Origin of the sequence: Pantoea sp. ICBG 828 (assembly GCF_002928355.1) — a bacterium.
GTDB lineage: Bacteria > Pseudomonadota > Gammaproteobacteria > Enterobacterales > Enterobacteriaceae > Pantoea > Pantoea dispersa.
In genome coordinates this window covers 179,127-199,199 of sequence record NZ_POWN01000008.1, presented here as the reverse complement: position 1 = coordinate 199,199, position 20,073 = coordinate 179,127, and the positions used below count along the sequence as shown (strand labels likewise).

General features: G+C 54.3%; 22 protein-coding genes. 15 read left to right on the top strand and 7 right to left on the bottom strand.

The genetic code is table 11. The features are described 5' to 3' along the window. Positions 1 to 215 precede the first annotated feature (215 nt). Positions 216 to 905 (top strand): LuxR C-terminal-related transcriptional regulator, encoded by a 690-nt coding sequence (locus C1Y43_RS19370; RefSeq protein WP_058771006.1) that lies wholly within the window; start codon positions 216 to 218, stop codon positions 903 to 905. 79 nt (positions 906 to 984) lie between these two features. Here the strand turns inward: C1Y43_RS19370 and C1Y43_RS19365 are convergent, their stop codons facing one another. The 7 genes from C1Y43_RS19365 to C1Y43_RS23845 form a co-directional block, all read right to left on the bottom strand. Then, positions 985 to 1,629 (bottom strand): oligosaccharide flippase family protein, encoded by a 645-nt coding sequence (locus tag C1Y43_RS19365; protein ID WP_104189280.1) that lies wholly within the window; start codon positions 1,627 to 1,629, stop codon positions 985 to 987. 74 nt (positions 1,630 to 1,703) lie between these two features. Beyond that, positions 1,704 to 1,970, bottom strand: coding sequence for a hypothetical protein (locus C1Y43_RS19360; RefSeq protein WP_058771008.1), 267 nt, complete (start codon positions 1,968 to 1,970; stop codon positions 1,704 to 1,706). A 436-nt stretch (positions 1,971 to 2,406) separates the two neighbouring features. After that, a complete protein-coding gene (locus C1Y43_RS19355) occupies positions 2,407 to 2,802 on the bottom strand; it encodes a hypothetical protein (protein ID WP_058771009.1) in 396 nt (131 codons plus the stop codon). Between the two features lie 121 nt (positions 2,803 to 2,923). Next, a complete protein-coding gene (locus C1Y43_RS19350; protein WP_104189278.1) occupies positions 2,924 to 4,066 on the bottom strand; it encodes an alanine racemase in 1,143 nt (380 codons plus the stop codon). A gap of 53 nt (positions 4,067 to 4,119) precedes the next feature. Then, a complete protein-coding gene (gene lpxP, locus C1Y43_RS19345) occupies positions 4,120 to 5,043 on the bottom strand; it encodes a kdo(2)-lipid IV(A) palmitoleoyltransferase (RefSeq protein ID WP_104189276.1) in 924 nt (307 codons plus the stop codon). Between the two features lie 604 nt (positions 5,044 to 5,647). Next, positions 5,648 to 6,511, bottom strand: a complete 864-nt coding sequence (locus tag C1Y43_RS19340) for a YicC/YloC family endoribonuclease (RefSeq protein WP_021507096.1) — start codon at positions 6,509 to 6,511, stop codon at positions 5,648 to 5,650. Between the two features lie 174 nt (positions 6,512 to 6,685). Further along, positions 6,686 to 6,937: a hypothetical protein gene (locus tag C1Y43_RS23845; protein ID WP_125311832.1), complete on the bottom strand. Its 252-nt coding sequence runs from the start codon at positions 6,935 to 6,937 to the stop codon at positions 6,686 to 6,688. Between the two features lie 140 nt (positions 6,938 to 7,077). Here C1Y43_RS23845 and C1Y43_RS19335 point away from each other — a divergent pair, with 140 nt between their 5' ends. From C1Y43_RS19335 to rph, 14 genes are all read left to right on the top strand, one after another. Further along, the gene (locus tag C1Y43_RS19335) at positions 7,078 to 7,602 is read left to right on the top strand and encodes a fimbrial protein (protein WP_021507095.1); all 525 of its coding nucleotides are present in this window, start codon (positions 7,078 to 7,080) and stop codon (positions 7,600 to 7,602) included. Between the two features lie 63 nt (positions 7,603 to 7,665). Further along, a complete protein-coding gene (locus tag C1Y43_RS19330) occupies positions 7,666 to 8,202 on the top strand; it encodes a fimbrial protein (RefSeq protein WP_104189274.1) in 537 nt (178 codons plus the stop codon). A 29-nt stretch (positions 8,203 to 8,231) separates the two neighbouring features. Then, on the top strand, positions 8,232 to 10,778 hold the full coding sequence (locus C1Y43_RS19325) for an outer membrane usher protein (RefSeq protein WP_104189272.1): 2,547 nt from the start codon (positions 8,232 to 8,234) through the stop codon (positions 10,776 to 10,778). A gap of 14 nt (positions 10,779 to 10,792) precedes the next feature. Next, a complete protein-coding gene (locus tag C1Y43_RS19320; RefSeq protein WP_104189270.1) occupies positions 10,793 to 11,542 on the top strand; it encodes a fimbria/pilus periplasmic chaperone in 750 nt (249 codons plus the stop codon). A gap of 3 nt (positions 11,543 to 11,545) precedes the next feature. After that, positions 11,546 to 12,076, top strand: coding sequence for a fimbrial protein (locus C1Y43_RS19315; RefSeq protein WP_104189268.1), 531 nt, complete (start codon positions 11,546 to 11,548; stop codon positions 12,074 to 12,076). Continuing rightward, positions 12,069 to 12,575, top strand: coding sequence for a fimbrial protein (locus C1Y43_RS19310; protein WP_104189266.1), 507 nt, complete (start codon positions 12,069 to 12,071; stop codon positions 12,573 to 12,575). Before C1Y43_RS19315 ends, C1Y43_RS19310 begins: the two co-directional genes overlap by 8 nt. Positions 12,576 to 12,584: 9 nt before the next feature. Next, positions 12,585 to 13,100: a fimbrial protein gene (locus C1Y43_RS19305; RefSeq protein ID WP_022547360.1), complete on the top strand. Its 516-nt coding sequence runs from the start codon at positions 12,585 to 12,587 to the stop codon at positions 13,098 to 13,100. Between the two features lie 9 nt (positions 13,101 to 13,109). Then, the gene (locus C1Y43_RS19300; RefSeq protein ID WP_104189264.1) at positions 13,110 to 13,964 is read left to right on the top strand and encodes a winged helix-turn-helix domain-containing protein; all 855 of its coding nucleotides are present in this window, start codon (positions 13,110 to 13,112) and stop codon (positions 13,962 to 13,964) included. Then, on the top strand, positions 13,931 to 14,440 hold the full coding sequence (locus C1Y43_RS19295; RefSeq protein ID WP_127833493.1) for a hypothetical protein: 510 nt from the start codon (positions 13,931 to 13,933) through the stop codon (positions 14,438 to 14,440). Before C1Y43_RS19300 ends, C1Y43_RS19295 begins: the two co-directional genes overlap by 34 nt. A gap of 15 nt (positions 14,441 to 14,455) precedes the next feature. After that, entirely contained in the window at positions 14,456 to 15,511 is a 1,056-nt protein-coding gene (locus C1Y43_RS19290; protein WP_158251412.1) for a fimbrial protein, read from the top strand. 128 nt (positions 15,512 to 15,639) lie between these two features. Next, positions 15,640 to 16,701 carry a fimbrial protein gene (locus tag C1Y43_RS19285; RefSeq protein WP_158252672.1) on the top strand — a complete coding sequence of 354 codons (1,062 nt, stop codon included), beginning with the start codon at positions 15,640 to 15,642 and terminating at the stop codon, positions 16,699 to 16,701. Between the two features lie 277 nt (positions 16,702 to 16,978). Next, entirely contained in the window at positions 16,979 to 18,814 is a 1,836-nt protein-coding gene (locus C1Y43_RS19280) for a PglL family O-oligosaccharyltransferase (protein ID WP_104094256.1), read from the top strand. Positions 18,815 to 18,947: 133 nt separating this feature from the next. Beyond that, entirely contained in the window at positions 18,948 to 19,226 is a 279-nt protein-coding gene (locus C1Y43_RS19275; protein ID WP_233209853.1) for a DUF3574 domain-containing protein, read from the top strand. A gap of 85 nt (positions 19,227 to 19,311) precedes the next feature. After that, positions 19,312 to 20,028, top strand: a complete 717-nt coding sequence (rph, locus tag C1Y43_RS19270; protein ID WP_021507082.1) for a ribonuclease PH — start codon at positions 19,312 to 19,314, stop codon at positions 20,026 to 20,028. The last annotated feature ends 45 nt before the right edge of the window (positions 20,029 to 20,073 follow it).

Sequence of the window (20,073 nt, the reverse complement as noted above, 5' to 3'; positions counted from 1 at the left end):
TGTTTTCGGATTAGCCATGCTGATGGCGAGCCTGCTGATGGGCTTGTTACAGAGGAACTGCGGTTGTCAGCCGGTGTTTTCGCATCAATAAAAATGATGCGAGACGGCGGATCGACCCTGATTTAAGTTTCGCCGATGATGTGTCGCACCTGATTAATGCCTGCTCATTCAGGCTCATCATTTACGGGCGCGACGTGCAGCAACTCTGGACAGGCATGAAAAAACACAGCGAAGACATCCTCTATTACTCCTCCGATAAGCTGGCGGCACTCGGGCTGGAAAGCCTGCTATCAGCGTTACCGGTGGGCTGCCGGGTGCATGAACTCTGGTCGCTCAGTACCGTCATCTCGCAGTGTGAAAGAGTGCGGCCGCGGTTACTGGTGTTTATTTTTCACGAGAATATGCCGCTGGCTGGCACCTTCAAAGTGCTGTATGCGCTGCAGCAGCAGTTTCCGGCCATGCAGATGCTGGTGCTGACCCGACGTCTGTTGCCGATGATGCACGCTCTCAGTCGTTATCTGCCCGGACTCAGCGTCCTCGATTTAAAGTCCTCACACACCGCGCTGCGTCGTTGCCTGCTGGCCTGTATCGCCGGCGGGATACCGCAGTTGCAGGAGGGGGCTGACATTCTGCTACCGGACCGGCAGCTACGGGTGCTGCTGATGATGGCGTGGGGCTACAACACGGAGCAGATTGGTAACCGGCTCGGTATCAGCCATAAAACGGTGAATGCACACAAGCTAAATGCGCTTACCCGCCTGCAGGTGAAAAGCAAAAACGATATGGCCGATCTGTTTATGGTGATTGACGAGCTGCGCATGCTGGTGGGATGGCTGCGCCTGCACCGCAATGGCAAGCTGAGCGAGCTGGCTTATCATTCGCTGGAAGAGTTACTGGAAGCATAAAAAGAAAAAAGCGTGCTGGTAACCAGCACGCGAACGCATCTTGCAGATGCCCAGAGCCCACCATACAGACTTGTTGTTATTATCCGTTTCTTGCTCGCACTGCGGCGAAAGCTTTCAGGCTAAAACGGTACTCCGGCTGGAACCAGGGACGTCCGTAGTAGCAGTAGATCAGCATTCTGATGGAAACCATCGCCAGGTAACCCCAGATGGCGCACAGCACTGACGGCGTCAGCCACACGGTAAACAGCGTGACCGCCAGCCCTGCCAGCACGGAAGACGTTTCCGTAAAGGCAATGCGCGTAAATTGTTTTTCCCGTTGCAGGATGGCGCGATAGTGCTGCCCCTGCGGAATAATAATAAAGATGACGGAAATCATCTCCAGCATAATTGCCAGTTCCGACTGTCCCATTACTCGGCTGTAAATATCACTGCCGATAAACAGCACGGCAAAAATAAATAAACCGCTTAATACATTACCCCAGTAAAGCGTCGAGAGTTCGCTGTTATTTAAACTTTGATAGCGAATAAGTGCGTTACCGAAGCCGCGATCGGCTAGTGTATCAATCACTAATAATATCACTACGGCAATCGCGAGCAAATTGAGCTCATTTGCCTGCAGGATTTGCGCCAGCAGTGAAAGCTGTAATACCCCAATGCCAACGATTTTTATGGATGACAACACTGACCATTTGGCGCTGGCCAGATTTCTTTCGCGTATCGCCATACTCTGCTCATTATGGTACATGTACCAGTGCAATTAAGGGTTCACCCGGGCGGCGGCCCAGAGTACAGATCACATCAATGCAGCGCTTCCTGTCGCAGTCCTGAGATACCTTTCAGTACCGGCCACGTCGCGATGCTGTTAATTAAGTGATGCTCTGATAATAAAATGATGCCCCTGGCGCGTAATTGTTGTGGCGTCTGCGCGGTATCTCCTCCGGTCAGGAGGAAATCCGCGAGATCGTTATAAAATCCTTTTGCATTATTATATTTCCCGGCCAGTATCCGTCTGGCAATCTCAACAAATTCTTTTTCAGATAACAAAGGATAGGTTGAGCGATCCATGTTATGTCCCTGCTGTTTTTATTATTAAGTACTGCTGTGTGTGAAGGAGTTATACCGTGTTTTATTTAAATTAACACCATAAGAAAACTCCTATAAATCGACTGCAGGAATAAATGGTTTCAGAATATGGATGTGAATATATAAATTCTGATCTTTACAATTTATTAGTTTTTTTCCACCTTTAATGGCGCTGCAAAGTTGAACAAGTCAGCGCACAGGAAAAAACAGAGATAAATCAGAAGCACTCAGCTCTCGCCAGTCCGGCACGACCAGGAATTTTCCCGGTTACGACGCTTTAGCCAGACTGGTGAATGGTGCGAAAATGCGCTTTGCGCGCGGTGAAACAGTTAAACACCGCTGCGCGAAAAAAATGCTGCTTTTTAACGATTACGTCCAGCGGAGGATAAAGGGTGGCTGGTGGGATAATGCATTGATTCTAATGGGTTAACAGATGAAGGAGGCGCTCAAGATCGCGTTTTACCCAGGCAACATCCCCGGCGAACTTCTCGTCAGACATCAGCGGCTGGCGATAAACCACCATGACGACTTCGGCACCCTGCTCGTTGGCAATGACCCGCATCGGCATATAAATCTCTTTACCGCTGCCGGTGTCGATCCAGTGATCCATCACGCCAAACGGGTTATAGGGAGTGAAACGAATCTTCACTGTGCCTTCCGGGCCTTTCGCTTTCCAGTACTGGCCTTCCTGCGTCAGCGTTCTGCTGCTCAGGCCGCTGGCCCACTTCGCAAAACATTCGGGTTTCCAGATGGTTTCGTACAGATCTAACCAGTTACGGGGAATGGTGAGCGTCACTGTCTGAGATGGCAGCATGGAGCCTCCGCGGGGCAGGTAAACGACAAATTAAACCTGAAACATCGCCTGTCACCTTAACTGAAGGTCACCGGACTGCAAATGGCCCGGTGACGGAAGTGTGCTGCAACAGCGTTTTCTGTCAGATAAAACGACCGCGGCCCTGAATGTCATGCAGTCCGGCGCTGCCGTCGGGCTGACGCAGCACGAAGCGATCGGATTGCGCCACCACCGCGCAGCTGTGGTTAGGGAAGATGCGCAACAGGGCGCCAACCGCAGGCGCATGTTCGCCATAGGTTAAAAAGCCGTGCTCTTCCGACAACTTCTGCACTTCATACTGATGGCCATGCTCGTCCACCGCGATGCCGAAACCGCTGGCATTGGTGCCGTGCGGGCCTTTGTCCGAGCTCAGCATTTTGGAGCCGGCATCAATGATGGCGTAATAAGGATTAACGGCCACCACGCGCGTCACGACCGTTAACGCCAGCGCATCCGCCTCACACAAGCCCAGACGCCAGGCAGTGAGATCCAGCAGGGCATAATTGCCGGGACGAATTTCATCGCTGCCAGCGGCTACCGGTGCCGCCAGCGCCGTGGGCGTGGAGCCAACCGAGATGGGACAAGGAACAAAGCCGGCATCCAGCAGCCGCCGTTGCAGGTCACGCATCAGCGCGATCTCCTGCTGCGCCACCTCAGCTATCGCCGTGGCATGACCCGCAGCGTACGCATGACCCGCATGCGAGATCAGCCCGGCGAAGGGCAATCCGCTGGCGACAATCTGCTGCGCCAGCGTCAGCGCGCTATCGCTATGCGGATCGACGCCAACGCGATGCAGACCCACATCCACTTTAATGGCGATCGCCAGCGCGCAGTCCGGCTGCTGCTGATGGGCGGCGGCGATGGCGCTTACGCCCGCCGCGCAATCTGCGATGCAGGTAATGCGCGCCTGATGCTGTGCCGCCAGCTGCAGCAGTTCGGTCAGCGCGGCGGCGTGCACCACGGGATAGGCCAGCAGCACATCGCGTACCCCGCCGTGCACAAAAGCCACGCCTTCGCTCGGTTTCGACACGGTAATGCCGCGCGCACCCAGCTGTTGCTGCTGTTCAGCGATCCAGACGCTTTTATGAGTTTTGATGTGGGGACGCAGCGCGACGCCGGCGGCATCGGCTTTCTGTTGCATCAGTTGCAGGTTACGCTGCAGGCGCGCAGCATCAACTTCCAGGTAGGGCGTAAGCCGGTCGGCGTGCAGCGGTCGCAGCCAGCCTGCTGTCTCAGGGTGTTCCATTTTAATAGTCCGCAGGTTACGTCTTGGTGCGGACTATCATTCACGAGCGCCGGTTAGACGTAAAGTGAAGCTTCGCCTGGCGGACGGGTTTTAAAGCGGCGATGCAGCCACAGATATTGCTCAGGCGCGCGCAGAATTTCTTTCTCAATCACCCGATTCATGTACGCCGCGGCGGCCGCTTCATCATCATGCGGGTAGTTTTCCAGCTGCGGCTGAATGATCAGCTGATAGCCGTCTTTGCGCGCATTACGAATCAGCACGATGGTCAGCATCGCCGGTTTCGCCAGCCGCGACAGCACAAAGGTGCCATTGGTGGTGGCCGCTTTCTCGACCGCGAACAGTGGAGCAAACACGCTGCCTTTCGGGCCGTAGTCCTGATCCGGCGCGAACCAGACGGCTTCGCCCTGTTTCAGCGCCTGAACCATGCCGCGCAGATCGCGTCGATCAATCATTGCTTTATTGGATCGCATGCGCCCTTTGGTTTGCGCCCACTCCATCGCCTGATTATTGTGCGGGCGATACATGGCCATCATCGGCTGGCACAGTCCGGTGATACGGCCACCCAGCTCCAGCGACATAAAGTGCACGCCAATGACCATCACGCCGCGCTGCTGGCTCTGCGCCAGCTGAAGATTGGCGATGCCGTGCACCTGAAACAGCTGTCGCACGCGCGCATCGGACCAGAACCAGGCGATGCCGGTTTCCGCCAGTGCCATGCCCAGCGACTCAAAATTGCCGGCAATCATCATCTCTTTCTCGTCTTCATTAATGTGCGGGAAGCAGAGTTCGATGTTACGCCGCGTAATGCGTTCGCGCCGCTTCAGGAAGTGGCGTGATAACCGGCCCGCCGTCGCACCCAGCCGGATTAATAAAGGATAGGGGAGCTGCACCAGCAGCCAGAGCACTGCCAGCCCGAACCAGGTAAACCAGTAGCGGGGATGCAAAAGTTTGGAACAGAACTGCCCGGTTTTCTTCATAGCGCCTTCATGTCAGGAGTGAATGTAACGCGCGAAGAAGTCGGTCCATGGTTCCCGGTGCGGTACAACTGTAGTTATTACGACCGGCACTTTAGCAAATAGTGCCGTATAAGATATGTAAACTCTGCAATCTTCAGGATTCAGATGATTGATGGATCGTGCACTAAACGGCAGGGGAGTGAAATCGGATTGGGTTTAAAAGGCGTAAAAACAATAGGTTGGTGGACTGGCTGGCCAGATTTATATGTCATTTTCGGTCAGTAACAGACACAGTTGTTCATCATTCAGGCAATAATCCTTACATTGCGTAAATTAAATATTGGTCTACTGCATCGGCTGGCAGCTTCTGCAAGCCAGTTTCAGACACAGTAATGTCCTTTTTGCCCTAAAAAAGCCATGATCAGACACTATTGTGTCTATGTGGAAGCGCTATAGCTCAACCAGGCTTACCCTATGGCTACGGTGTGCAGCAAAATCTCACCGCATACCTGCGGCAGGCTGTAAAACCATGCGATCCAGCCACCAGGCGCTATACAAACCGGCGTAATGGCTGCTATTAGCAAGGAAAGATAAAGCCCTGAGCAGGGCTTTATAGAGACAAGCGTTATTCGATGTTCTGAATCTGCTCGCGCATCTGTTCGATCAGCACCTTGAGCTCAATTGCCGAGGCGGTGATGTCCGCATTGATCGATTTCGACGCCAGCGTGTTCGACTCGCGGTTGAACTCCTGCATCATAAAGTCGAGGCGACGGCCGACGGCTTCTTTCTTCTTCAGAATGTTGTAAGTCTCTTTCACGTGCGCATCGAGGCGATCCAGCTCTTCGGCTACATCAATACGCTGGGCCATCATCACCAGTTCCTGCTCAAGGCGATTGTTCTCCAGCTGTACCTCAGCTTCTTCCAGCTTGCTCACCAGACGCTCGCGCTGCCATTTCAGCACTTCTGGCATCTGCGCGCGCACTTTGCTGACCTGCTCGGTCACGCCCTGCAGCCGCTGTTCGATGAGCGCTTTCAGCGCGTTGCCTTCACTTTCACGCGCAATGATGAAATCGTCCAGCGCGCCATCCAGCGCCGCCAGCAGTTCCGCGTTGATGGCGTCCAGATCCTGCTCCTGCGCGGTCATCACGCCCGGCCAGCGCAGAATATCCAGCGGGTTAATTGCGCCTTCATCACTCTGCATCTTCACCCAGTTCGCCGCCTGAACCAGCTGTTTAGCCAGCGACTCATTCAGCTGCAGCTCACCCTGAGCGCTGGCATCGGCGTCGAAGCGCAGGTTGCACTCGATTTTGCCGCGTGTCAGGCGGTTGCGGATGCGTTCGCGAATCACCGGCTCCAGGCTGCGAAACTGCTCCGGCAGGCGGATATAGGTTTCGAGGTAACGCTGGTTGACGGAACGCAGTTCCCAGGCGGCGCTGCCCCAGCTGCCTTTGGCTTCACGGCGGGCGTATGCGGTCATACTGCGGATCATAAGCTTCTACTCATTCAGGAAATGTTCTTCGAATTATAGCGAGGGTGCTCCCGGCATGATAGGCGTAAACGCACAGCAGGGTGCCAGGCCTTTGACAACCGCGTTTATTGTTATTTACCGATGTTTTCAGGCGATAAAAATATCAAGGTTGTGAATGCAGAGATAAATAACATTTTAATCTGGCGAAAAAATAGCTACTGCGTGAATTGACCTGCGGTAATTATCGCCAGCTTGTGAACGGGCAGGGTTTTTACCTTGATTAAAATCATTAAAACACTGATGCAAAGCTGTGAATTGTGTCAATCCATTGATTTTAATGGCTTTAATAACCGTTAAAACATAATGGATTTGTGAGTGTTGTTTTTGATCATATATAACGAAAATACCGTTGCGCAGGGCAAAATTGATCTCTATCGTTGGCACCACTTGAGGACGACAACCACAAAAATGATGTGGACGGCCATCAGGAAAAATATAAGTAATTAAATTTTTCTATACACAGCAAATTGAATAAGACCGACGCAGAACGCGCTCCTTGTTTTATTCACCTAAATGGAAATCAGCAAATGAACATGAACAAAATCGTTGTGGCTTTAGGTCTGTCTATGTCTCTGGTGGCGGGTTCTGCGATGGCAGCAGGTGAAGGTAACGGTACTGTGACGTTTAAAGGTGCGATTGTTGATGCGCCATGCTCCATCGAACCAGGTTCAGTCGATCAGACGGTTGAGCTGGGTCAGATTTCCAACCTGGCGCTGAAAGACGGTGGCCGTTCTACACCGCGTCCATTCCAGATCAAACTGGAAAACTGCGACACCGCAACCAAAAAAGAAGTGACCGTGACCTTTGCCGGTACTGGCTCTCAGGTTATCCCGGGCAAACTGGCTATCACCGGTACTGCATCAGGCGCGGCGATCGGCATCAACTTCGGCGATACCGAAATTGAACTGGGTACCGCAACACCAGCGCAAAAACTGATGGACGGCAACAACCAGCTCTCCTTCGCAGCCTTCCTGCAGGGTGGCGGCGCTTCTGAGACTATCGTCCCGGGCGAATTCCAGAGCGTGGCTGACTTCGCACTGAACTATCAGTAATGGTCAGAGAGTGGCGGGCTTCCTTGCCCGCCACTCTATCTTTTCGCTTAAGGAACTGCGGCGATGAGTCGTTTTATGCCTGCGGCGATAGTTTCGGCATCGGTGCTTTTCATCAATGACTGCCGCGCCGAACAGTTGATCGACCGCGGCCGCGTTGCGTTACGCGGCGCCATTCATCAGGGTGCCTGCGCCATTAAGGTCGATGATGCTGAACAAACCATCGCGATGGGGGTGCTGCCGCTGGCGCGCCTGCAGCGTGACGGTAAAGGGCCGGGTTTTCCCTTCTCTATCCAGCTGGTCAATTGTCCGGTGGAGTACAGCGCGTCGGGAGGCGTGGCACGCACCTTTTCTATCACCTTTGACCACGATGGCCCGCCGGGTCAGCAGCGTTTTGCTGTGTATGGCGATGCCAAAGGGGTAGAGCTGATGATTACGGATACGCAGAGCAACACCATTGCTCCCGGTGAGGCGCAGCCGATCGATCAGCATCTGACGCAGCAGCACGACCTGCGTTATCGGCTCACGCTGGTCAGCAACCAGCAGCAACTGCACAGCGGGAGTTACGCCGCCGCGATTCGTTTTCACATTAATTACAACTGATCTTTCACGGTTTACGGACACCGCTTGCCATGAAAAAGGCTTCATTAACTGCGCCAGTCTCATGCGTGCGCAGGCAGCGTATCAGGCTGACGCCGCTCAGCGTGGCGTTAATGTTAGCCCTCGGCTACAGTGCTCCGCTCTTCGCTGCCGGTGCGGTCTCATTCAACACCGATATTCTTGATCTCAACGATCGGCAAAACATCGATCTGTCGCAGTTTGCTCAGGCTGGCTACATCATGCCGGGCGAATACATGATGGAGCTGCGCGTCAACCAGACACAGATTCCGGAAATGCTGGTGCGCTACTACGCGCCCGAAAACGCGCCAAATGAAAGTCTGCCCTGCCTGACACCCGAAATGGTGGATAAACTGGCGCTGAAACCGGAAGTGCTGAAAAACGCGTCGTGGCTGCAGGATGGCCAGTGTCTGGCGGTGGATTCCATCTCCGGCATGCAGGTGCGCGGCAATCTGGGTGAATCTCGCCTCAACATCACCATTCCACAGGCATGGCTGGAGTACAGCGCCGCCAACTGGGAACCGCCGTCGCGCTGGGATAACGGCGTCCCTGGCCTGTTAATGGATTACAACCTGTTTGCCTCCACTACGCGTGCGCAATACGGCGCTAAAAGCCAGAGTGTGAGCGGCAACGGCACCGGTGGCGTTAACGCCGGTGCCTGGCGCCTGCGTGCGGACTGGCAGATGCAGCAAAATCGTGGCACGGGCAGCCATCGTCAGGAATTCACCTGGACACGCTTTTACGCCTATCGGCCGCTGCCTTCTCTCCAGGCAAAAGCCACGTTGGGCGAGAACTATCTCGATTCCGGCATGTTTGACAGCTTTCGCTATCTTGGCGCGGCGATCACCAGCGATGACAACATGCTGCCGCCCAACCTGCGTGGTTATGCACCGGAAGTGACCGGTATCGCCAAAACCAACGCCAAAGTCACCATTAGCCAGCAGGGACGGGTGATTTATGAATCGCAGGTGGCTGCTGGTCCATTTCGTATTCAGGATCTCAATGATGCCGTCTCCGGCCAGCTTGACGTGCGCGTCGAGGAGCAGGACGGCAGCGTGCAGACCTTTAGCGTCGATACCGCCACTATCCCGTATCTGACCCGTCCGGGCCGCGTGCGTTACAAATTCGCCAGCGGCAAACCAGGCAGCGAAGAGCACAAAACGCAGGGCCCTACGTTTGCCACCGGCGAATTCTCCTGGGGAATCAGTAACGGCTGGTCGATGTACGGCGGCGGGCTGGCCGCAGGCAATTACAAAGCGTTATCGATGGGTCTGGGGCGCGATCTGCTGTTGCTGGGCGCCATTTCATTTGATGCCACCCAGTCACAGGCTGGCTTACCGCAGCAGGGCAACAAAAGCGGCGGCTCTTATCGCCTGAGCTATTCCAAACGCTTCGAGGAACTTGATGGTCAGGTGACGTTTGCCGGCTACCGCTTTTCGCAGCGCAACTTTATGAGTCTGCCGCAGTATCTCGACGCGCGTTATCGCAACCAGCAGGTTTCTAACAGCAAAGAGCTCTACACCATTACGCTCAACAAGCACTTTCGCAGCCTGAACCTGAGTAGTTACCTCAGCTACAGCCATCAGACCTATTGGGATCGTGCCCCGCTGGATCGCTGGAGCTTTTCCACTTCGCGCTACTTTGATGTCGGCCGGTTTAAGAATCTGAGTTTAAGTCTGTCGCTCAACCGGACGCAATATAACGGCAAAAACGATGACAGCGTTTACCTCAACTTCAGTATGCCGATTGGCGGTGACAGTAGCCTGAGCTACAGCCAGCAAACCAGCGGTAAGCAAACCACCCACTCGGCCAGTTTTTATGACCGGCTGGACAGTAACAACAGCTACAGCCTGAGCGCCGGCCTTAATAGCGATCGCCGTCAGTCGTTCAGCGGGTTTTACAGTCATCAGGGCAGTCTGACCAGCATGACGGCCAGCGCCAGCGCGCAGCAGGGACAGTACCGCAGCGCCAGCCTGTCACTGCAGGGCGGTTTAACGCTCACGCCGCAGGGCGCGGCGCTGCACCGGCTGGGCATGCCCGGCAGCACGCGTCTGATGGTCGATACCGATGGCGTCTCCGGCGTACCGGTCAACGGTGGTGGCAGTAACACGTATACCAATTTCTTTGGCAAAGCGGTGATTTCGGATGTGAACAGCTATTACCGCAACACCGCCAGTATCGATGTCACCGGACTGGCTGACAACGTGGAAGCGTCGCGCCCGGTAACCCAGATCACCCTGACCGAAGGCGCCATCGGTTACCGGCGTTTTGGTGTGATTAAAGGCATTAAAGCCATGGCTGCCATCCGGCTGGAAGATGGCAGCTGGCCGCCCTTTGGTGCCAGCGTCCAGAGTAACGGACGCGAAGTGGGCATTCTGGATGATGACGGCCTGGTATGGCTGAGTGGCATTGAGGCCGGTGCCAGCATGGATGTGCGCTGGAACGGCGAAACCCAGTGTCAGCTGGCATTGCCCGATCCTCTGCCGCAGCAGTTGCTCGACGAAGGACAGAACTTGTTATTACTTTGCACGCGCCGCGCCGCGCCTGCTTCTTCAACGTAAGGAAAGAGTTAATCATGCTGGTAAAAACGCTGAGCGGCGCCTTGCTGCTCTCCACGCTGACGCTATCGCTGCAGGCTCACGCGGCGATTGCGCTTGATCGCACCCGGGTCATTTTTAACGGTAACGAAAAAAACGTCTCACTGAATATCAGCAATGAAAACAAGCAGCTGCCTTATCTGGCGCAGGGCTGGATTGAAGACAGCAGCGGTAAAAAAATTACGTCACCGCTGGTGCTGCTGCCGCCGGTGCAGCGCGTCGAACCGGGCGAACGCAGCGTGGTGAAAGTGCAGGCGCTGCCCGCCATCAAGTCTCTGCCGCAGGATCGTGAGTCGGTGTTCTATTTCAGCATGCGTGAAATCCCGCCGCGCAGCGAGAAGAGCAACGTGCTGCAAATCGCGTTGCAGACGCGTATCAAGCTGTTCTATCGCCCGGAAGCGATCGTCGTGAGCAATCCGTCGGTGGTGACGCCATGGCAGGAAAAACTGACGCTGACGCGCAAAGGTGCACGCTACCAGCTTAATAATCCCACGCCTTACTTCATTACGCTGGTGGATGCGCAGCCGGCGAAAGGCCAGTCGCTGAAGAAGAGCTTTGAACCGGTAATGGTCGCGCCAAAAAGCAGTATCGATCTGGGCGTGAACGCAGCAGAACTGGGCAGCACGCCGCTGTTAACTTACATCAACGACTACGGCGGCCGTCCAACGCTGGCGCTGAAATGTGCCGGCGACAGCTGCAGCGTCGTCAGTAACAAGGTGGAGCAGTAAGCGATGCGTCTGCTGTTGCTGGCGCTGACGCTGCTGAGCGTGACTCTGCAGGCGGCAACCAACGGTGTGGTGCATGTGTATGGCGCGCTGCAGGAGAGTCCATGCTGGCTTGACGTCGGTAACAATGATCAGGCGGCTGGCCTCGATACCACGCCGACCGCCGCGCTGCAACAGGTCGGTGAGCAGGTGATGAAGCAGGCATTAACGCTGCATTTGCAGGACTGTCCGTACAGTATCCGTAATGTCGCCGATCCGCTATGGCTGCAACATGTGCCGTCCATCAGCATCGACTTCTTTGCCCCGCAAAGTCTGGCCGATCCGCAGCTGATTCGCGTCCAGGGCTCTGACGGCGTGGGCCTGCAATTGTTTGATGAGAACCATCAGCCGCTGCCGCCCACCTTCCGCAATCTGCGCGTGCCGCTCAGCGCCGGCAGCAATGTGCTGAGCTGGCTGACGGTAGAGGAACGCACCGCGCTGCCGCTGCAGCCGGGAGCCTGGTCAGCCAGCGGTCAGTTACAGGTGAACTATGACTAAGCATCGACTTGTTCTGTTGATGAATTATTACAGCAGGCTGCTAACCGGTAGCCTGCTACTGTGCATCTGCTGGTCGCTGCATGCGGTGGAGATGCGCCTGCACGGTACGCTGATTGAGAATCCGCCCTGCACGCTGAATGACAACCAGAGCCTGATGATTGAGTTTGGCGATGCGCTGAGTGTGAAAAAGATCGATGGCGTCGACTATCTGCAGCGTAAGGCGATACCGGTCAAGTGCACCGAGGATCCGGGCGCGGCATTGCAGGTGCGTCTGACCGGAACCGCTTCCGGTTTCGACAGCAGCGCACTGCTCAGCAGCGTGAGTGCGCTGGGTATTCGCTTTTATCTGGCCAGCAAGCCGCTGGCGGTCAACAGCACGTTGCCGATTGTTTTCCCCGGTACGCTCGATCTCGGTGCGGTGCCGGTACAGCAGCCGGGCGTGACGCTGGAGGGTGGGGAGTTCACCGCCAGCGCGGCGCTGCTGCTGGAATATCAGTAAGGAGAGGCGATGAGAGCGGGCGTAATGCTGGTACTGGGATGGCTGCTGGTGCCACCGGCACAGGCGATAGAGATGCAGCTGCACGGCACGCTGGTGGCGGAACCCTGTTCTCTGGAACCGGATCAGCAGCAGCTGGAACTCAACTTTGGCGACATCGTTGCGAAATCGCTGTATCAGAATCCGCGCACGCCGGCGCGTCCGCTGGTAATGCGTCTGAGCGGCTGTGATACCGAACTGGGAAAAGACGTTGAGCTGGTGTTCAACGGTATTGCCGATGCCGAGCAGCCCGATCTGCTGGCGCTGGCCGGTGATGCCGGTGCCAAAGGCGTGGCCATTGGGCTGAGCGATGCGGACGGAAAGCTGGTGCCCATTAACCGGGGCGTGATGCATTTTCCGCTGCAGCAGGGCGATAACCAGCTGCAGTTCAGTGCCTGGCTGCAGGCTTCGGCGAGCGCGATTGCCGAACGCACCATTGAGCCTGGCAATGTATCGGCGATTGCCACTTTTTATCTGAACTATCCCTGAGTGCCTGTTATGTGGTTGATCAATCAACATATCACCTTTGACCCGGATCGGCGCCTGTTGCGCGATCGGCATGATAACGAGCTGCTGCTCAACCAGAGCAGCGCACGCTGCCTGGCGCTGTTTCTGCAAAAGCCGGGTGAGGTCATTAGCCACGAAACGCTGCTGGATGAAGGCTGGCGTAGCCAGGGGGTGCACGTGACGGAAAACTCGCTGCGCCAGATGCTGTCGATGCTGCGCAAACAGTTTCTGCAGCTGCGGGTTGAGGGAGAAACCTTTGTCACTGTTCATCGTCAGGGCTACCGGCTGCATGAGTCGGTGCGGGTGGAAGCCTGTTTACCGCTGGCTGAAGCCGTGGAAGAAGCGCGCATCATGTCGGAAGCACGTATCCAGCCGCTGGTCACCACCCATGTGCACACGACGCCGCTGCCGGTGATGGTGCAGCCGCCGATCACCACCACCGTGGAGGAGGAAATACCCGCTGCGGCGCCACGCAGCCGTTCCGGGCTGGTGTTAATCGGCATGTTGATCAGCGCGGTGTTGTTACTGGTGCTGGCCTTACTCGGCATTAAGGTGCTGGAGATTCGCGACGTGGTTGCTGTGACCTATGCACCTTATCGCCACGTGCAGGGCCGCCAGTGGTATATCCAGGACGACTTCAGCGCCACCGAGCGTGAAGAGATCGATCAAAACCTGCAGCTGGTGAGTGACAGCATGGCGCGCTTTATCCAGCTGGCCGAAGAGGAACGCCACATCTATATCAACCGCACCAAGCTGGCTGACCGTTACAGCTGGTTTATCTGTCAAAACCCTATCGAGCAGAAGGATGCGTTATGTCGGTCAGCCATATATTTCGTCGCCGAGTAACCTGGGTGTTGCAGGGGGGATTACTGATGCTGGCGCTGGTACTGGCGGCCATCCTGATTTATCAGCTGTCACGTCGCATTCCCCATTGTGAAGCGGATTCGATTCTGATCTCCAGAGAGGCGGGACAGCTGGTGGTGTCGCACGGGCAGTGGAAAGTGCAAAACAGCCTGTTTCAGGCCACCGGCAATTACAGCGGTATGATCAGCTATTACTCGCCACAGCAGCAACTGCAGCGCCGCGAACCGGTAGACGTCTCTTTTGAGCTACGTCACAGCTTCTCCGGCGCCGCGCTGCGCAGCGAAACCACTGCTATCTCCTACAACCTGGCCAATCGCGCCTCACCACAGAATATTGAGCGTTATATCTCCGCAGGACTGGCGCCCGGCCATGTCAACTACGGCTGGATTTATCGTCTGCAGAATGTGCGTTATGTGATTGGGAACAATGCGAATCCGTCGGTGATTTGTAAAAAATAACTTATGGTTATACAAATGAGTAAAATTATATTTTTCGGTTTCTTATGTTTTATTTTGATAAGAATGAATAGTGCTATAGCAGGGTTAGAAGAATCTTGCTGGACTGAACCGACTCAATTAATGGTTCTTGATACTAAGGCGTTAAAATTCAATAGTTATAAGAAAGGTGCAGAAAGCTCCTTGGGCAATAGGACTTTATTACCCCGCATATTCCCTGTTATTTGTAATAAGAGCAAAATCACGCGGCCTCCGGGTAATCTTTCAGATGTTCTTTGGTTGGAAGGTGACATGGGTCCATTGCTAACTCCTTCTGATCAGAACAATAGGTATTATAAATTAACTGATGATATTGATGTGGCTGTCTTGATTTTAACAAATGCGGGCACTCGTCGTAAATATCTTCCCGTAACTTTTAATGACGATATAATGCGAGTTATAGATGCATTCGTTCCTGTTGGCAGAAATGTCTCATCACAAAGTCCAGACTTTTCGAGCGAAACTATATATTTTAAATTGCGACGTGATGTTATCGGTGGGGCAGTAGTGATACCAGGTAATATAGTTGTAGCAACTTTATATTCCGTTGACAGATTTTTTGTGCCGCTTCCTCCGCGGCCAGACAAGCCTTTGGCTCATATTATTACCGATCCTCTTGGGGTTGTTATTCCTGTGCCGATAGTTTGTAATATTAATGAAGGTAATGCTTTAAATGTTGAGTTTGGTCGTATGGTGGTTAGTGAAATTCCTGATGCACCAGTAAATGACAAATATAGCCAGGACGTACCCCTGCACATAAAGTGCAACTCTCTCCTTAATCAGGACGCAGCAATCCAGTTAGCGACTGGGGTAACCGATTTCTCCAGCGACCTGATTGCTACCAGTAATAAGGATTTAGGTGTGGCAGTGTTTCACCGTGGGCAGCTAATGAAACCTTACCAACCTTCACCTGTAAAGCTGGTTAATGGCGAAGCCCTGGAAACTATTACACTCTCGCCGGTTAAAAGGAAAGGTGCGAAACTTTCCGGTGGTGAGTTTACTGCTTCAGCCACGGTAATTGTCACAGTAATGTAATAAATTAAAAAGAAGATGGGCCGAATTTATGAAGACTAGTACGGCTGGATGTGTCCTGAGTAAATTCAAAGCCAATTGTTAATTGCTAAGTGTCTTTATTATTTTAACTGGATATGCGTATTTATGTTATGAAAACCAAATTGTCGCGAAGAAAATGCGTGTTATTTATTATAAAATTTATTTTTATGAGCACCTTCTCCGGTCAGGCTCATGCTGGTCTTGATTATGCCTGCTGGACCGACCCCTTAGCGGTAATGGTGTTGACATCTGGCCGTTTGGCTAGCCACAGCATATCTCCTGTAAAAGGAGTACACGGCAGGTTATTCTTTGATGAATCATTAGGGGGGTTTTCTGGCATATGTAATAATCCCGGTAAATATGAATGGTATAACTTACTTATTGAGGCTGATCTGGGTGCACATTTTATCCCTTCATCTACAAATATCGGTTATTATAAACTCACTGATGATGTTGATGTGAAGGTGCAAGGCTATGCTCCAAGCTGGTATCCTTATCCAATGACTTTCGAGGACCGTAGATATAAAAATCCTGGTCGTGGGACAATAAAGCCTGGGCTGGGAATGATTCATGATGTTTTTTCGGCTTCTTCATTTCTTTTAACTGATTTTATTATAACAAAAGATATTATCGGTGGAGCGATTTTTGTCCCGCCTGATGTAGAGATGGTGACCATTTATACGATTGGTTATATGAGCCCGCCTTATCCTCCGAGACCCGAAAAACCCTTGCTAAAAATCGTTATCGGACCTCACGGCATTATCATCCCGGTACCCATTGTCTGCGATATCAATAACGGCACGGATATTAACGTTGAATTTGACCGCATCGCGGTAAGCTCCGTTTCTGAATCAGTGTCCAATACCGCCAACTACAAAGATGTGCCGTTAGAAGTTAAATGCAGTTCTGCATTAAATCAGGAAGTCAATTTACGCTTAGTCGCCGGAACCCCCTCTTTCTCGAATGAACTCATCGCCACCAACTATCCTGATCTGGGCATTGCGGTTAAACATAAAGGACAATTGCTCAAACCGATGGGCACTTCTGCTGTCCGGTTAATCAACGGCATGGCTTCAGAGGTCATCACCGTGTTCCCGGTGAAAAAGAAAGGACAACCGCTGAGCGGTGGTGAATTCAATGCTTCAGCAACATTGCTGATCAGCATGCCTTGATGATGCTTTAATCCGCGTTATTGATATTAATGTTAATTAATCTTTTTATGATGGTTAAAGTTAAACACTTATCAGAGGGAGATCGGCTTAACCTGCAGCGATACAGATTAACGGTGTTTGAAAATATTTTTCATCATCACAGCTGTGTGAATCACCATGATTCACGGGGGTTTTCACACCATTCACAGCTTTTTGGCCGTACATTTTCTGTAGCCAAAGTCTATCAACCATTATTCAACGAGACAGTTTTTGGCCTGTTTCGGCAATTGGGTTTGCTATGCTCTTTCTCTGTTTTATGTCGTGGTATCTGTCCGGACGAGACCCGCGCGTCACGCCACCTTTGCTGATGCAGCAATTTCTGCAGCGGCGGCGTCGGGGACAGTGCGGTGAGAAAGTCGCTTCTTTCCCTTTCGCTTCGCTGGCCTGCCTTATCTGTTTTCTCCCCACGCTGATTTATCTGCCCAACAGTGGTGGCAATGGCTTTGATCTGCCGCTGAATTTGCTCACTGCAGGCTGCCTCGCGCTGCTGGCAGCCACGCTGCTGTTGAAGAACTGGCGCCAGCCGCGCGATTTAATTGATGACAACGTCATGACGCATGCGCTGTTGCTGATGCTGTTTTGCTTTGCGCTGGCGGTGATCCTGCAGGAGAACGATAACGGACTGCTGACCGGCGTTATCCGACTACTGGGGCTCAGTGCCATACTCATTCTGTGGCTGCTGCTGGGCCTGATGCCGCAGCTCTGGCAGCAGCGTCAGCAAATCATTGCCGGCATCGTATTGCTCAGCACCTTGCAGGCGCTGCTGGCGATTGCGCAAACCTGTTTTCCGGCCCAGCTGCAAACGCTGATGGAGTTTCGTTATCACGCCGGCCAGATTCGCCCTTACGGTATTTTTCAGCAGTTCAATTTGCTGGCCAGCTTTCTGGCGACCGGTCTGGCGGCTACGGTCTGGCTCTGTCTGCAATCTGACATCAGGCACCGTTTCTTACTACTGCCGGCAGTGCTGATCAACAGCCTGGCGCTGCTTCTGACGCAGTCGCGTACCGGTGCGTTTGGCTTTGCGCTGGCGCTGCTGGTGATGCTGCTGGTGTGCGATCGTCGCCAGCGCGCGGTAATCATCAGGATTGTCATGGTGATGGCGCTGGCCGTGCTGTGCGCCCTGCTGCTGCGCAATGAATTAGCGCCGGGCATGCGTGAATTTGCGGCGTCCGACCTGGCGCGCCAGCAGCTGCTGGAATACACGCTGCGGATGATCATGGAAAAACCGTTCAGCGGCTGGGGCTTTGGTCAGTTTGAGTATCATTTTTCGCGGATACGCATGGTGGACGCGATCCACCTGAAAGATTTCAACGCTACCCATCCCCATAACGAGTGGCTGTATAGCTGGGTGGAAGGCGGTGTTTTGCCGATGGTAGGCTTCACCGCCGTGTTGCTGGCATGGCTGACGCCGCTGTGGCGCTGGCGCAGTCAGCCGCAGCGCCTGATGCTGTGGAGTCTGACGCTGCCCGTCATGCTGCACACCATGGTCGAATTTCCGCTCTATCAATCGCTGCCGCATCTGTGGCTGCTGATGCTGCTTACCCATCTGGCGTTACGTCAGCCCGAAGATCGATCAATGATTGAACCTGCGACGCCGGGACTGCCGTCGCGTATGCTGCGCCTGAACATGGCCGGCGGCGCGATTGCGCTGATGCTGTTTTTCTTCAGCGGCCTGCAGACCAACGCGCTGCTCACCCAGGCGGAGCGCGGTCAGTTCCTCTCGTATCCTTCACGCGATCAGCTGTGGAATCCGTGGATTCAGGGCGAGCGCTATGAGTTCGGTGAAATGGTGCATTGCCTGATGCGCTACAACCAGACGCGGGATGAGCGCCTGCTGGCGCGCTTTGTGCAGCAGTCGTCGCTGTGGCTGGAGCGCCATAACGACCTCAACGTATTCCGGAATGCGGTGATGATTGAGTGGCATCTGCGTCACTATCAGCGCTCGCGCAGGCTGCTGCGTCAGGCGCTGACTCTCTATCCAACAGATGAAAGCCTGCTGCAGCTGAAAGCAAAAATGATGACGGAATGGTCATCGGCGGCCTATGCTGTGACAGATGAGACAGGCAACTTCTGAGGCTAAGATGTTGAATAAATGGATGAGGCCGCTGGGCTTCGCCATGATATTAAGCGGATGTCAGACTTCTCCGCCCACTCCGCAGGTTATTCCGCCGCACACCGCGCCCGTGGCCGTGTGCGGGGCCGGCGAGATGATGATGCAAACCACGCTGTGGTTTGATCTGCCGTCCTCCGCTGGCGCAGCGGCCTGGTCGCAGTTTGCTGAACGCGACATCACGCCGCACTTTCCCTCGCCGCTGACGATTTACGATGGCCGCGGCCCGCAGGGCAATCGCAAGGTACTGGTACTGCTTCATCCGGCGGATCGGGCCAGCTCCGAAAGCATTAACGCGCTGCGCGACAAGTTTAAACATCGTTTTGCGACACAACCGGTGACGCGTATCGACTCGCTGGTGTGCGCGGCGCTGTAACACGCGCTGCCTGCACGCGGGCAGGACAGCCGCGTGTGAAGTCCGTATAATGCGCAGCCAAACCCAAGCAAGCCGGAGAGAAACCATGCGTCCAGCAGGCCGTAGCACTTCTGAAGTGCGTCCCGTCACCCTCACTCGTCACTTTACCAAACATGCGGAAGGCTCGGTTCTTGTCGAGTTCGGCGAAACCAAAGTCCTGTGCACCGCGACCGTTGAAGAGGGCGTGCCGCGTTTTCTCAAAGGCAAAGGTCAGGGCTGGGTAACCGCAGAATATGGCATGCTGCCGCGTTCGACGCACAGCCGTATGGCGCGTGAAGCCGCCAAAGGCAAGCAGGGCGGACGTACGCTGGAAATCCAGCGCCTTATCGCCCGCTCGCTGCGTGCGGCGGTTGATCTGCAGGCGCTGGGTGAATTCACCATCACGCTGGACTGCGACGTGATTCAGGCCGACGGCGGCACGCGCACCGCGGCAATCACCGGTGCCTGCGTTGCGCTGGCGGATGCGCTGAACGCGCTGGTGGCAGCCGGTAAACTGAAAGCCAGCCCGCTGAAAGGCATGGTGGCGGCGATCTCGGTCGGCATCGTGGCCGGTGAAGCAGTGTGCGATTTAGAGTATGTCGAAGACTCCGCCGCTGAAACGGATATGAATGTGGTGATGACCGAAGATGGCCGCATGATTGAGGTGCAGGGCACCGCAGAAGGCGAGCCGTTCAGCCATGACGAATTGTTGCAGCTGCTGGCGCTGGCGCGCGGCGGCATTGAGCAGCTGATTCAGGCGCAGAAAGCGGCGTTAATTGATTGATGTAACAGGCGACCACAGAGTCGCCTTTTCTTTATTTGAGGAGTG

Bases quoted from the DNA above. Each gene is read 5' to 3' on its own strand.
- C1Y43_RS19360 (WP_058771008.1), bottom strand. From the start codon at position 1,970: ATGGATCGCTCAACCTATCCTTTGTTATCTGAAAAAGAATTTGTTGAG.
- C1Y43_RS19365 (WP_104189280.1), bottom strand. From the start codon at position 1,629: ATGGCGATACGCGAAAGAAATCTGGCCAGCGCCAAATGGTCAGTGTTG.
- C1Y43_RS19335 (WP_021507095.1), top strand. From the start codon at position 7,078: ATGAACATGAACAAAATCGTTGTGGCTTTAGGTCTGTCTATGTCTCTG.
- C1Y43_RS19320 (WP_104189270.1), top strand. From the start codon at position 10,793: ATGCTGGTAAAAACGCTGAGCGGCGCCTTGCTGCTCTCCACGCTGACG.
- C1Y43_RS19350 (WP_104189278.1), bottom strand. From the start codon at position 4,066: ATGGAACACCCTGAGACAGCAGGCTGGCTGCGACCGCTGCACGCCGAC.
- C1Y43_RS19370 (WP_058771006.1), top strand. From the start codon at position 216: ATGAAAAAACACAGCGAAGACATCCTCTATTACTCCTCCGATAAGCTG.
- C1Y43_RS19305 (WP_022547360.1), top strand. From the start codon at position 12,585: ATGAGAGCGGGCGTAATGCTGGTACTGGGATGGCTGCTGGTGCCACCG.
- rph (WP_021507082.1), top strand. From the start codon at position 19,312: ATGCGTCCAGCAGGCCGTAGCACTTCTGAAGTGCGTCCCGTCACCCTC.
- C1Y43_RS19290 (WP_158251412.1), top strand. From the start codon at position 14,456: ATGAGTAAAATTATATTTTTCGGTTTCTTATGTTTTATTTTGATAAGA.
- C1Y43_RS19310 (WP_104189266.1), top strand. From the start codon at position 12,069: ATGACTAAGCATCGACTTGTTCTGTTGATGAATTATTACAGCAGGCTG.
- C1Y43_RS19330 (WP_104189274.1), top strand. From the start codon at position 7,666: ATGAGTCGTTTTATGCCTGCGGCGATAGTTTCGGCATCGGTGCTTTTC.
- C1Y43_RS19295 (WP_127833493.1), top strand. From the start codon at position 13,931: ATGTCGGTCAGCCATATATTTCGTCGCCGAGTAACCTGGGTGTTGCAG.
- C1Y43_RS19340 (WP_021507096.1), bottom strand. From the start codon at position 6,511: ATGATCCGCAGTATGACCGCATACGCCCGCCGTGAAGCCAAAGGCAGC.
- lpxP (WP_104189276.1), bottom strand. From the start codon at position 5,043: ATGAAGAAAACCGGGCAGTTCTGTTCCAAACTTTTGCATCCCCGCTAC.
- C1Y43_RS19315 (WP_104189268.1), top strand. From the start codon at position 11,546: ATGCGTCTGCTGTTGCTGGCGCTGACGCTGCTGAGCGTGACTCTGCAG.
- C1Y43_RS19300 (WP_104189264.1), top strand. From the start codon at position 13,110: ATGTGGTTGATCAATCAACATATCACCTTTGACCCGGATCGGCGCCTG.
- C1Y43_RS19275 (WP_233209853.1), top strand. From the start codon at position 18,948: ATGATGATGCAAACCACGCTGTGGTTTGATCTGCCGTCCTCCGCTGGC.
- C1Y43_RS19280 (WP_104094256.1), top strand. From the start codon at position 16,979: ATGCTCTTTCTCTGTTTTATGTCGTGGTATCTGTCCGGACGAGACCCG.
- C1Y43_RS19355 (WP_058771009.1), bottom strand. From the start codon at position 2,802: ATGCTGCCATCTCAGACAGTGACGCTCACCATTCCCCGTAACTGGTTA.
- C1Y43_RS19285 (WP_158252672.1), top strand. From the start codon at position 15,640: ATGAAAACCAAATTGTCGCGAAGAAAATGCGTGTTATTTATTATAAAA.
- C1Y43_RS19325 (WP_104189272.1), top strand. From the start codon at position 8,232: ATGAAAAAGGCTTCATTAACTGCGCCAGTCTCATGCGTGCGCAGGCAG.